Source organism: Methylibium sp. T29, from assembly GCF_000576205.1.
GTDB classification, from domain to species: Bacteria; Pseudomonadota; Gammaproteobacteria; order Burkholderiales; family Burkholderiaceae_C; genus Methylibium; species Methylibium petroleiphilum.
In genome coordinates this window covers 1-11,351 of sequence record NZ_AZND01000112.1, presented here as the reverse complement: position 1 = coordinate 11,351, position 11,351 = coordinate 1, and the positions used below count along the sequence as shown (strand labels likewise).

Annotated in this window: 10 protein-coding genes and 3 pseudogenes; 1 reads left to right on the top strand and 12 read right to left on the bottom strand. The window is 69.1% G+C overall.

Annotated features, from left to right (window positions below; genetic code table 11):
- The coding region (locus x551_RS13515) for a TetR/AcrR family transcriptional regulator (RefSeq protein WP_152543519.1) at nt 1–742 on the bottom strand (742 nt) is incomplete at its 3' end.
- A gap of 255 nt (nt 743–997) precedes the next feature.
- On the opposite strand from x551_RS13515, the gene x551_RS13510 reads away from it, so the two are divergent.
- A complete protein-coding gene (locus x551_RS13510; protein ID WP_011828645.1) occupies nt 998–1,855 on the top strand; it encodes an undecaprenyl-diphosphate phosphatase in 858 nt (285 codons plus the stop codon).
- 19 nt (nt 1,856–1,874) lie between these two features.
- Here the strand turns inward: x551_RS13510 and x551_RS13505 are convergent, their stop codons facing one another.
- The 11 genes and pseudogenes from x551_RS13505 to x551_RS13455 all read right to left on the bottom strand — a co-directional run.
- Nucleotides 1,875–2,771 carry a LysR family transcriptional regulator gene (locus x551_RS13505; RefSeq protein WP_036232660.1) on the bottom strand — a complete coding sequence of 299 codons (897 nt, stop codon included), beginning with the start codon at nt 2,769–2,771 and terminating at the stop codon, nt 1,875–1,877.
- A gap of 273 nt (nt 2,772–3,044) precedes the next feature.
- On the bottom strand, nt 3,045–3,746 hold the full coding sequence (trmB, locus tag x551_RS13500; RefSeq protein ID WP_081771326.1) for a tRNA (guanosine(46)-N7)-methyltransferase TrmB: 702 nt from the start codon (nt 3,744–3,746) through the stop codon (nt 3,045–3,047).
- Nucleotides 3,743–4,393 (bottom strand): ATP-binding protein, encoded by a 651-nt coding sequence (locus tag x551_RS13495; protein ID WP_036232666.1) that lies wholly within the window; start codon nt 4,391–4,393, stop codon nt 3,743–3,745. Before x551_RS13495 ends, trmB begins: the two co-directional genes overlap by 4 nt.
- Nucleotides 4,394–4,415: 22 nt before the next feature.
- Nucleotides 4,416–5,048: a nicotinamide riboside transporter PnuC gene (pnuC, locus tag x551_RS13490; RefSeq protein ID WP_231497652.1), complete on the bottom strand. Its 633-nt coding sequence runs from the start codon at nt 5,046–5,048 to the stop codon at nt 4,416–4,418.
- A 54-nt stretch (nt 5,049–5,102) separates the two neighbouring features.
- Nucleotides 5,103–5,378 (bottom strand): cell division protein FtsB, encoded by a 276-nt coding sequence (ftsB, locus tag x551_RS13485; RefSeq protein ID WP_011830431.1) that lies wholly within the window; start codon nt 5,376–5,378, stop codon nt 5,103–5,105.
- Nucleotides 5,379–5,409: 31 nt separating this feature from the next.
- The gene (eno, locus tag x551_RS13480; protein WP_011830430.1) at nt 5,410–6,711 is read right to left on the bottom strand and encodes a phosphopyruvate hydratase; all 1,302 of its coding nucleotides are present in this window, start codon (nt 6,709–6,711) and stop codon (nt 5,410–5,412) included.
- A 123-nt stretch (nt 6,712–6,834) separates the two neighbouring features.
- Nucleotides 6,835–7,691, bottom strand: a pseudogene (gene kdsA, locus x551_RS13475) (3-deoxy-8-phosphooctulonate synthase).
- 34 nt (nt 7,692–7,725) lie between these two features.
- Nucleotides 7,726–9,392: pseudogene (locus tag x551_RS13470) on the bottom strand (CTP synthase).
- 89 nt (nt 9,393–9,481) lie between these two features.
- Nucleotides 9,482–10,328, bottom strand: a pseudogene (locus x551_RS13465) (alpha/beta hydrolase).
- 2 nt (nt 10,329–10,330) lie between these two features.
- Nucleotides 10,331–11,158: a proteasome-type protease gene (locus x551_RS13460; RefSeq protein WP_036232674.1), complete on the bottom strand. Its 828-nt coding sequence runs from the start codon at nt 11,156–11,158 to the stop codon at nt 10,331–10,333.
- A gap of 1 nt (nt 11,159) precedes the next feature.
- A partial coding sequence (locus x551_RS13455) for a hypothetical protein (protein WP_036248978.1) occupies nt 11,160–11,351 on the bottom strand: 192 nt, incomplete at its 5' end.

Below are 11,351 nucleotides of genomic sequence, written 5' to 3'. Positions count from 1 at the left end.
CCAGCGCCGCGCGACCAGCAGCAGCACGACGGCGGCGCCGGTCCACCACGCCGCCCGGCGCTTCATGCCTTCGCTTCCGCGGGCCGCCGCGTGGCGCAGTGCGCGGCACGAGGCCGTTGAGCACCAAGTCGACCTGCATTGCGACCACGCGCGGCGCGTCGAGGCGGCGATCCAGATTCGGGCAGGCGCCCATCGAATGCTTGTGCAGCATCAGGAACAGCATCGGCGCCATCAGGGCATGCACCACGTCGTCGACCGCCACCGGGCGGAACTCGCCGCGGTCGATGCCACGCTGCACCACCCCGCCGATCATGCGTTCGGCCGGCAGCACCACTTCGTCGAGGTAGAACTGCGCGATGTCGGGGAAGTTGCGAACTTCCGAAATGATCAGCTTGCAGATGCCCGAGGCGCGGGTCTCGCCGATGCGGCGCCACCACTCGGCCATCAGGTGGGCCAGCAGCTCGGCCGTCGGCCCGTCGAAGCCGCGCACGATGTCCTCGCCCTCGGCGATCTCCTGCGAGATGTTCTCGCGGATCACCGCCTTCAGCAGTTCTTCCTTGCTGGGGTAGTAGAGGTAGAGGGTGCCCTTGGAGACGCCGGCGCGCGCCGCCACCTCCTCCGAGCGCGTCGCCGCGAAGCCCTTCTCGACGAACAGATCGAGGGCGGCGTCGAGCAACTCCTGCGGGCGCGCTTCCTTGCGCCGCTGGCGGGTGGAGGGGAGGGAGTCGGCAGTTCGTGACATGGATTTACTGACTGATCGGTCATTAATGTAGCGCCGGCCCGCAAGGGGGTCAAACCAGGCACGGCAGATCCCGACCGCAGTGCCGAGGATGCCGCTGAGCGCCGTCGCGACGGTGCCTCGCCGGTGGCGATCCGGTAAAGATCGGTGAAGCCTTCACGCATCCCCGCGATCATGGGGCTCGCCGTGGCCCGGCGGCGCGGCGCGGTCAGGGTCGGCAGCTAACATCGATCGCTTTGCCGCACCGGAGACGTTTTCTTGGACATCCTGCTGCTCGTCAAGGCCGCGATCATGGGCATCGTCGAGGGACTCACCGAGTTCCTGCCGATCTCGAGCACCGGGCACCTGATCCTGACCGCGTCGCTGCTCAACTTCACCGGCGAGATCGTGAAGGTGTTCGACATCGCGATCCAGACCGGCGCCATGTTCGCCGTGATCTGGGAGTACCGGGTGCGCCTGCGGGCCACGGTGGCCGGCATCACGCACGAGGCGGTGGCGCAGCGCTTCGTGCGCAACCTGCTGATCGCCTTCGTGCCGGCGGTCATCTCCGGCCTCGCGCTGGGCGGGCTGATCAAGGAGCACCTGTTCCATCCGGTGCCGGTGGCGACGGCCTTCGTGGTCGGCGGGCTGATCATCCTGTGGGTCGAGCGCCGCCACCGGGCGCTGTTCGGTGATCGCGATCTCGAGGGCGGGCGCGTGGCGCGCGTCGAGACGATCGACGACATGAGCGCCCTCGACGCCCTGAAGGTCGGCCTGGTGCAGTGCGCGGCGCTGATCCCGGGCACCAGCCGCTCGGGCGCCACCATCATCGGTGCGATGCTGTTCGGCTTTTCGCGCAAGGCGGCCACCGAGTTCAGCTTCTTCCTCGGCATCCCGACGCTGATGGGCGCCGGCGCCTATTCGCTGATCAAGCAGCGTGACCTGCTGAGCTGGGGCGACCTGCCGGTGTTCGCGGTCGGTGTGGTGTTCGCCTTCCTCAGCGCGCTGGTCTGCATCCGCTGGCTGATCCGCTACGTGTCGACGCACGACTTCACCGTGTTCGCCTGGTACCGCATCGCCTTCGGCGGCCTGGTGCTGCTGAGCGCCTGGGGCGGCTGGGTGGACTGGAAGGACTGAGCAGAAGGGAGGGCGGCGCTCAGCGCTGCCTGAAGCGTTCCAGCGTGGCGAGCACGATCCGCGTCGCGCCGTCCAGCGACGACGGCGCGCGGTGCGCCACGCCGAGGCTGCGGGTCAGCGCCGGTCGCAGCGGGATCAGCTGCACCGGATCGGCGCCCGCGGCCACCGCGACTGCCGAGCTCTCCATTGGCAGGATCGCGGCGCCATACCCGGCCGCTACCAGGCTCTTGATCGCCTCCGTGTAGTTGAGCTCGATACGGGCACGCGGCGCGTGGCCGGCGGCGGCAAACCACTCCATCGTCATCCGGTACATGCGGGTCGTCGCATCGTTGAAGATCAGCGGCTGCGCGGCCAGCCAGTCCGGCGTTGCCGCCCGGGGGGCACGCCAGCGCGGCGGCACGAAGGCCCTCATCGGGTCGTTGCGCCAGTGCGTCACCACGAGATCGCGCACCGGCGGCTGCGGCAGTGCGATCAGGCCGATGTCCAGCGTGCCGGCGGTGAGCCGCTCCATGCAGTGGTTCGATCCGAGGATGGCCACCTCCACATCGATGCCCGCATGCTCATGTTCGAGCACCTTCAGCACCTGCGGCAGCAGGTGCACGATCACACCGGTCGAGGTGCCCAGGCGCACGCGCCCGGCCTGACCGCGGGCGTGGCGCTGCACGGTGTCGACGGCCTCGTCAGCGTCGCGCAGCAGGCGCCGGGCACGATCGATCAGCGCGGCGCCGGCGGCCGTGGGCGAGACGCGCCGGCTGCCGCGCACGACCAGCGGCGTTCCGAGCCGCGATTCCAGCTCGCCGATGTGCAGGCTGACTGTGGGTTGAGCCAGGTGCAGCGCCCTCGCGGCGGCCGAGAACGTGCCCAGGTCGGCGATCGACACCAGGGTGCGCAGTTGGTCGAGGTTGAGCCCACGCATCAGGAAGTCTGATAGAAACCCTCAGTAATCTCAACTTTCACGATAGCACGACGCATTGCACGATGTGGTCCTGTGCTCGCGAAGGGAGATGCCCATGACAACGAACCCCAAGATCCGGACCGGCCCGCGGCCGTCCTTCCTGCACCGGCTGCGGGCGGCGTGGGCGGCGCACCGCATGCGCCGCGTTGCAGTGGGCGAACTGCAGGCCATGTCGGAACACGAGCTCAAGGATCTCGGCATCGGCCGCTCCGAGATCCCGGCGCTGGCGCGGGCTCAGCCGCGGACGAACACCAGATCCCAGACGCCGTGGCCCAGTCGCAGGCCGCGCTGCTCGAACTTCGTCAGCGGCCGGTACTCGGGCCGCGGCGCGTAGCCGTCGGCACTGTTGCGCAGCGCCGGCTCGGCTCCCAGCACCTCGAGCATCTGCTCGGCATAGGGCTGCCAGTCGGTGGCGCAGTGCAGGTAGCCGCCCGGCGCGAGCCGCGTCACCAGTCGCTCGACGAACGCGGGTTGCACCAGGCGGCGCTTGTGGTGCTTCTTCTTGTGCCAGGGGTCCGGGAAGAACAGGTGGATGCCGGCCAGCGAGCGGGGTTCGATCATGTGCTCGAGCACCTCGACCGCGTCGTGCTGCACGATGCGCAAGTTCGTCAGTTCGCGCTCGCCGATCTGCTTGAGCAGGGCGCCGACGCCCGGCGTGTGCACCTCGCAGCCGATGAAATCGGTGTCGGGTCGGGCGGCGGCGATCTGCGCGGTGGCGTCGCCCATGCCGAAGCCGATCTCGAACACCCGCGGGGCGCGGCGTCCGAACACGGTCTGCGGGTCGAGCGGTTCGCGCTGGAATGGCAGCACGAAGCGCGGGCCGAGTTCGGCGAGGGCGCGCGTCTGCCCGCTGCCCATGCGGCCAGCGCGAAGCACGAAGCTGCGGATCGGCCGGGGCGGGTGGGCCGGAGGAGAAGAGGAATCGGGTTCGCTCATGGCAAGGGGCGCTTCGCCGCGGACGCGGACGACAGATGTTCGCATTCGGGCTGCAGGCATTCGCGGCAGCGGCCACGCAGCCGCGGGCCGTCGGGCGCGGGGGCCACCTGGGCGGGCAGGTGCAGCAGCGGGCGCAGCGCAGCCACAGCGGCTGCCGTGCGCGCCGAGCCTTCGCCATAGACCACCGAATAGGGCAGCACGGCAGAGGCCAGCGCGTCGCGGACCAAGCGGTCGACCGGGCCGCGCACCTGGGCGCCGTCGCGCTGCAGGCCGTCGGGCTGCCAGGCCAGGTCGAGGCCGGTCAGCAGCGTGTGGGCGCAGCGGCGCTGGCGCTCGAGCGCCAGGGGGTAGAGACTGCGGTCGCCGAACACGAACTCGCTGTAGACCGCGATCATCAGCGGCGTGGTGTCGGCCAGCACGATGTGACCGTCCCGCGCGGCGGCCTCGATGCGACGCCATTGCTCGTCGGCGATGGCGGCCTGTTCCTCGGGCCGCGGCGTGCGGCCGTGCGCGTCGCAGAACTCGCGCAGGTACTCGGCCACCCGCGTGGCCGGGCGACCGAGCGAACGGAGCTCCAGCGCCAGCGCATGGGCCAGCGTGGTCTTGCCGGTGCTCTCGGCACCGACCAGCGCGATCACCGGGCCCATGCGCACCGCCCCGCAAGCCGCCTCATGCCGAGCTCATCGCCGCGGCCTTGCGGGTCCAGGCGCGCCAGCCGATCGCCGCCAGCAGCGCGAACAGCGCGTAGAGCCCGACGGTGAGCCACAGTCCCTTGTAGGCGAACAGGCTCACGCCGACGGCATTGACGGCGATCCACACCGGCCAGTTCTCCACCAGCTTGCGGCCCAGCAGCACCTGGCCCACCACGCTGCCGGCGGTGGGGAAGGCGTCCCACCAGGGCACGTCGGTGTCGGTGCCGTGGCGCAGCAGCAACGCGGTGGCCGGCCACAGCAGGGCGAAGGCCAGCAGTGCCTGCAGCCGGCCGCGCGGGGCGAGGTGGCGCACTGCGAGCGCGCTGCCATCGGCCTGGGTGCCGCGCAGCCACTGCCACCAGCCCCAGAAGGCGACCGCGATGAACAGCAGCTGCAGCGATGCGTCGCCGTACAGCCGGGCCTCCCAGAACACCAGGCCGTAGAGCGCCGAGCTGGTGATCGCCAGCGGCCAAGCCAGCGGGTCGACGCGCAGGTTGCACCACACCATCCAGACGCCCAGCAGCGCGCCGGCCAGTTCGGCGCGGCTGGCGGCCAGCGGGCCGAGCACGAAGGCCGGTGCGTTGAGGAAGTCGATCAGCGAGGTGAGCATCGCAAGGCATGCGCTCGGGCGGCGCATCGGGGCGAAAGAGAGTCGGGCGCGGGCCTAGCGGCGCGGCGCGTACTGCACGTAGATCTCGTCGGGCTTGAGCATGCCCAGCTCGGAGCGCGCCTTCTCCTCGACCATCTCCAGGCCTTCCTTGAGGTCGCGCACCTCGGCCGAGAGCCGGTCGTTCCGTGTCTGCGCCACGTCGTTCTTCGCCTGCTGCTCGCGCAGCTGCGCCTGCAGGCCGACCACCCGGCCGACCCCGCCCTTGCCGAACCACAGCTCGGCGTGGACCAGGGCCAGCAACGCGACCAGCGCGACGGTGATCAGGCGCATGGCGGCGGCGGGCGCGGCAGGCAGCGGGGACTCAGCGCAGGTTGTAGAACGCGGCGCGGCCGGGATAGACCGCCACGTCGCCCAGGTCTTCCTCGATGCGCAGCAGCTGGTTGTACTTGGCCATGCGGTCGCTGCGCGACAGCGAGCCGGTCTTGATCTGGCCGGCGTTGGTGCCCACCGCGATGTCGGCGATGGTGCTGTCCTCGGTCTCGCCCGAGCGGTGCGAGATCACGGCGGTGTAGCCGGCGCGCTTGGCCATCTCGATCGCGGCGAAGGTCTCGGTCAGCGTGCCGATCTGGTTGATCTTGATCAGGATCGAGTTGGCGATGCCCTTGTCGATGCCTTCCTGCAGGATCTTGGTGTTGGTGACGAACAGGTCGTCGCCGACCAGCTGCACCTTCTTGCCCAGCACCTCGGTCAGGTGGGCCCAGCCGGCCCAGTCGCCTTCGGCCATGCCGTCCTCGATGCTGATGATCGGGTACTTGTCGACCCAGCCGGCCAGCATGTCGGTCCACTGCTGGGCCGACAGCGACAGGCCGCCCTCGCCGTCGAGCTGGTAGACCAGCGAGCCGTTCTTGCCCGGCTTGTAGAACTCGCTGGCGGCGCAGTCGAGGCCCAGCGCGATCTGCGTGCCCGGGGTGTAGCCGGCCTTGTCGATCGCCTCGAGGATCATCTGGATCGCGGCCTCGTGGTTCTCGACGCTGGGCGCGAAGCCGCCTTCGTCGCCCACCGCGGTGCTGATGCCCTTGTCGTGCAGGATCTTCTTCAGCGCGTGGAAGGTCTCCGCGCCCCATCGCACCGCCTCGCGGAAGCTCGGCGCGCCCACCGGGATGATCATCAGCTCCTGCAGGTCGAGGCTGTTGTTGGCATGCGCCCCGCCGTTGACCACGTTCATCATCGGCACCGGCAGCTGCATGCCGCCCATGCCGCCGAAATAGCGGTACAGCGGCAGGCCCGATTCCTCGGCCGCCGCGCGCGCCACGGCCATGCTGACCGCCAGCGTCGCGTTGGCGCCGATGCGGGCCTTGTTGTCGGTGCCGTCCAGGTCGATCAGCGTCTTGTCGAGGAAGGCCTGCTCAGAGGCGTCGAGCCCCAGCACGGCTTCCGAGACCTCGGTGTTGAGGTGCTCGACGGCCTTCAGCACGCCCTTGCCGAGGTAGCGGCCCTTGTCGCCGTCGCGCAGCTCGATCGCCTCGCGCGAGCCGGTGGAGGCGCCGCTCGGCACTGCGGCGCGGCCCATCACGCCGCTCTCGAGCAGCACGTCGCATTCGACGGTGGGGTTGCCGCGGCTGTCGAGGATCTCGCGCCCGACGATGTCAACGATGGCACTCATGGAATGACTTTCAAAGAGGAAGAGAGGTGCTCGACGAGAGGACGCCGCGGATCCGGTTTCGCCGGTCCGCCAGCGTCGCCCCCTCGAGGGGGCGCGGCATCGCCGCAACGGGGGTGGTCAACATCAACAGGAAAAATCGTTCTCGAGCAGCGGCTGTGCCTTGACCACGCGGTCGATGCTGACCAGCTGCTCCAGCAGGGCCTTCATGTGCTTCAGCGGCACCGCATTTGGGCCGTCACTCAGCGCCTTGGCCGGGTCCGGGTGGGTTTCCATGAAGACGCCCGCCACGCCGACCGCGATGGCCGCGCGCGACAGCACCGGCACGAACTCGCGCTGCCCGCCCGAGCTGGTGCCCTGGCCGCCCGGCAGCTGCACGCTGTGGGTCGCGTCGAAGACCACCGGGCTGCCGGTCTCGCGCATGATGGCCAGGCTGCGCATGTCGGACACGAGGTTGTTGTAGCCGAAGCTCGCGCCGCGCTCGCAGGCCATGAACACGTCGTCCGGCAGGCCCTTCTCGCGTGCCGCGTCGCGCGCCTTCTGGATCACGTTCTTCATGTCGCCAGGGGCGAGGAACTGGCCCTTCTTGATGTTCACCGGCTTGCCGCTCTGGGCCACGGCCCGGATGAAGTCGGTCTGGCGGCACAGGAAGGCGGGGGTCTGAAGCACGTCGACATGCTGCGCGACGACCGGGATCTCGGCCTCGCTGTGCACGTCGGTCAGCACCGGCACCTGCAGATCACGGCGCACCTTGGCCAGGATCTCCAGGCCCTTCTCCATGCCCGGTCCGCGGAACGAGGTGCCGGACGAGCGGTTGGCCTTGTCGTAGCTGGACTTGAAGATGAAGGGGATGCCGAGCGCCGCGGTGATTTCCTTCAGGCGACCGGCCACGTCCATCTGCAGTTGCTCGCTCTCGACCACGCAGGGCCGGAGATCAGGAAGAACGGCCGGTCGAGGCCGACGTCAAAGCCGCACAGCTTCATGCCAGACCTCCGAGCGACGTCGGCTCGATCATGCTCATGCCGCCACCTTCTGCAATCCGCCCGAGGCCGTGCCACGCTCGGCCTGGTGGGCCAGCGCGGCCTTGACATAGCTGATGAACAGCGGATGTCCCGCCCACGGCGTGGACTTGAACTCGGGGTGGAACTGCACGCCCACGTACCACGGGTGCACGCTCTGCGGCAGCTCGACCATCTCGGTCAGCTTCTCGCGCTGGGTGATCGCGCTGATCACCAGTCCGGCCTGCTGCAGGCGGTCGAGGTAGTGCTCGTTGGCCTCGTAGCGGTGGCGGTGGCGCTCGGTCACGACCGGGCCGTAGATCTGGTGGGCCAGCGTGCCGGGCTTCACGTCGGAACTCTGGGCGCCCAGGCGCATGGTGCCGCCGAGGTCGGAGTTGGCGTCGCGCTTCTGGACCGATCCGTCGGCGTCCTGCCACTCGTCGATCAGCGCGATCACCGGGTGCGGCGTGGCGGGTTCGAACTCCGTGCTGTTGGCGTCCTTCAGGCCGGCCAGGTGGCGGGCCACCTCGATGGTCGCCACCTGCATCCCCAGGCAGATGCCGAGGTAGGGGATCTTGTGCTCGCGTGCGTAGCGGGCGGTGAGGATCTTGCCTTCCACGCCGCGCTTGCCGAAGCCGCCTGGCACCAGGATGGCGTCATAACCGGCCAACTGGTCGATGTTGGATTCGTTCAGCAGCTCCGAGTCCACGTATTCGATCTTGACCCGCGCGTGATGGTGGATGCCGGCGTGGCGCAGCGCCTCGTTGAGCGACTTGTACGAGTCCGACAGGTCGGTGTACTTGCCGCACATCGCGATCGTCACCTCGTGCTGCGGGTGAGTCACCTCGTGCACCAGGCGGTCCCAGCGGCGCAGGTCGGCCGATTTGGTGAGCAACTGCAGCTTCATGCAGATCAGCTCGTCCAGGCGCTGCTCGTGCAGCATGCGCGGTACCTTGTAGATCGTGTCGACATCCCACATCGAGATCACGCCCTGCAGGCCGACGTTGGTGAACAGCGAGATCTTGTCGCGCTCGTCCTCCGGGATCTCGCGGTCGGCGCGGCACAGCAGCGCGTCGGGCTGGATGCCGATCTCGCGCATCTTCTGCACGGTGTGCTGCGTGGGCTTGGTCTTGAGCTCGCCGGCCGCGGCGATCCACGGCACGTAGGTCAGGTGCACGAAGGCCGAGTTGCTGGGGCCGGCACGCAGCGCCATCTGGCGCACCGCTTCCAGGAAGGGCAGCGACTCGATGTCGCCGACCGTGCCGCCGATCTCGACGATCGCCACGTCGACGTCGTTGGCGCCGCGCTTGACGAACTCCTGGATCTCGTTGGTGACGTGCGGGATCACCTGCACCGTCTTGCGAGGTAGTCGCCGCGGCGCTCCTTCTCGAGCACCGACTTGTAGATCTGGCCGGTCGTGAAGTTGTTGCTGCGCTTCATGCGGGTACTGATGAAGCGCTCGTAGTGACCGAGGTCGAGGTCGGTCTCGGCACCGTCGTCGGTGACGAAGACCTCGCCGTGCTGGAACGGCGACATCGTGCCCGGATCGACGTTCAGATACGGGTCGAGCTTGATCAGGGTGACCTTGAGGCCGCGCGATTCCAGGATGGCCGCGAGCGATGCCGACGCGATGCCCTTGCCGAGGGAGGACACCACACCGCCGGTGACGAAGACGAACTTGGTCATGACATGCGGCACGTTGTTTCCAAAAGTGCGTGGTGGTAAAGCGAGAGTATATCGGCCGGGCCGGGCCCGCCTGCCCGGCGGTCTCGGCGTCAGCCGGTCGCGCGGTGGGCGCAGGCCAGGCTGCGCAACTGCATGAGCACCGCCTCGGCGGTCTCCAGTGGACGCTCCATCGGGAACAGGTGGCCGCCTTCGATCCAGCTCACCCGCCCCTGGGTGAGACGCTCGGTCGCGCGCAGGCCCACCTGGCGCACCTCGCTGACGCGGTGCCGCCGATGAAGGTGACCGGGCAACCGAGCGGATGCCTGCGCAGGACGTGCGGCAGATGGTGCGGCAGGGTCCGGTAGATCTCGGTCTCGACCTCGCGCCGGAAACTGAGCGCGCGCACCGCGCCGGCCGGTTCGGTGCCGGCAGCGACGTAGTCGCGCAGCACCTCGGGGTGCCAGCGGGCGAACACCGGCTTGGTGGCGAAGTGCTCGAAGGCCGCCTGGTCACTGGGCCAGTGCTGGCGACGCCGCCGCGACACAGCGGCCGGCGAGTAGCGTTCACCGAGACCGGTTGCTTGGCAAATTGCAGAGCGCGTGCCTTCCAGCCACCGATGATCGGCGAGTCGAGCAGCACCACGCCGCGCGCCAGGTCGGGCCGCCGGGCCGCAGCCAGCACGCTGAGGAAGCCGCCCAGCGAGTGGCCGACGAACCAGGCCGGCGCATCGTCGACGAGCGCCCACTCGGCGAAGTGGATCAGTTCATCGCGCAGGTGCGGCCAGTTGCCGGTCACCGGGTAGGCCGGCTGGTGGCCGAACTTCTCGACCGCGTGCACCGTGTAGCCGGCTGCGCGCCAGTGCTCGAACAGCAGCCGGTAGGTGCCGGCCGGAAAGCCGTTGGCGTGCGAGAAGACGATGGCGCCGCGCGAGCGTCCGCGTCCGCGTCCGCCCGCCATGCTCAGACGATGCGTTCGTTCGGGTGGGTGATCTTGCGCATCGGTTCGCAGCGTTCGCGGCCGGTGCGCAGCGGATGGGCCGCGGCGCCGCCGCTGTCCCACTGCGGCGCGTCGATGCTCTCGAAGGCGGCGCGCAGCTTCTGGCCCCAGCTGCCGCGGATCATGCGGAAGTACTCGTTGTGCTCGTCGATGCAGACGATCTGCTCTGTCTGGAAGCGGCCGTCCTGGTAGACCAGCAGGTCCAGCGGCAGACCGACGGAGAGGTTGGACTTCAGCGTCGAGTCCATCGACACCAGCGCGCACTTCGCCGCCTCGTCCAGGCTGGTGGCCGGCGTGATCATGCGGTCTAGGATGGGCTTGCCGTACTTGCTCTCGCCGATCTGGAAGTAGCAGGTCTCGCGCGTGGCCTCGATGAAGTTGCCGGCCGAGTAGACGAGGAACAGCCGCATCGCTTCGCCGGCGATCTGCCCGCCGAAGATCATCGAGGCGTTGAAGTCGATGCCGGCGCGCTTGAGCGAGGCGCCGTCCTGCTCGTGCACGCGGCGCACCGCGCTGCCGAGCACGCGCACCGCATCGAACATGCTGGTGGCGTTCCAGATCGTCAGCGGCGGCTTGTCGCCGTTCTCCAGCTTCTCGACCTGCAGGATCTCGCGCACCGACTGGCTGATGCTCAGGTTGCCGGCCGACAGCAGCACCATGAAGCGGTCGCCGGGCTTCTCGTAGACCATCATCTTGCGGAAAGTGCTGATCTGGTCGAGCCCGGCGTTGGTGCGCGAGTCGGACAGGAACACGAGGCCGGCATTGAGCCGCACGCCGACGCAGTAGGTCATGTCAGTTTTCCTTGGAACGCTCGTGGAGCGATTTGAGGCGGTAGAGCGCGTCGAGCGCTTCCCGCGGGGTCAATGTATCGGGTTCGACGCCGGCCAGGGCCCGCTCGAGCTCGGTGGCTTCGCGCGGCGGCGAGGGCGGGGGCGCGGCGAACAGGTCGATCTGCGAGGCGCTGGCCGCCTGCTGGGCCTCCAG

Bases quoted from the DNA above. Each gene is read 5' to 3' on its own strand.
- x551_RS13505 (WP_036232660.1), bottom strand. From the start codon at position 2,771: ATGCGTGGGCTCAACCTCGACCAACTGCGCACCCTGGTGTCGATCGCC.
- trmB (WP_081771326.1), bottom strand. From the start codon at position 3,746: ATGAGCGAACCCGATTCCTCTTCTCCTCCGGCCCACCCGCCCCGGCCG.
- x551_RS13495 (WP_036232666.1), bottom strand. From the start codon at position 4,393: ATGGGCCCGGTGATCGCGCTGGTCGGTGCCGAGAGCACCGGCAAGACC.
- pnuC (WP_231497652.1), bottom strand. From the start codon at position 5,048: ATGCTCACCTCGCTGATCGACTTCCTCAACGCACCGGCCTTCGTGCTC.
- ftsB (WP_011830431.1), bottom strand. From the start codon at position 5,378: ATGCGCCTGATCACCGTCGCGCTGGTCGCGTTGCTGGCCCTGGTCCAC.
- eno (WP_011830430.1), bottom strand. From the start codon at position 6,711: ATGAGTGCCATCGTTGACATCGTCGGGCGCGAGATCCTCGACAGCCGC.
- x551_RS13460 (WP_036232674.1), bottom strand. From the start codon at position 11,158: ATGACCTACTGCGTCGGCGTGCGGCTCAATGCCGGCCTCGTGTTCCTG.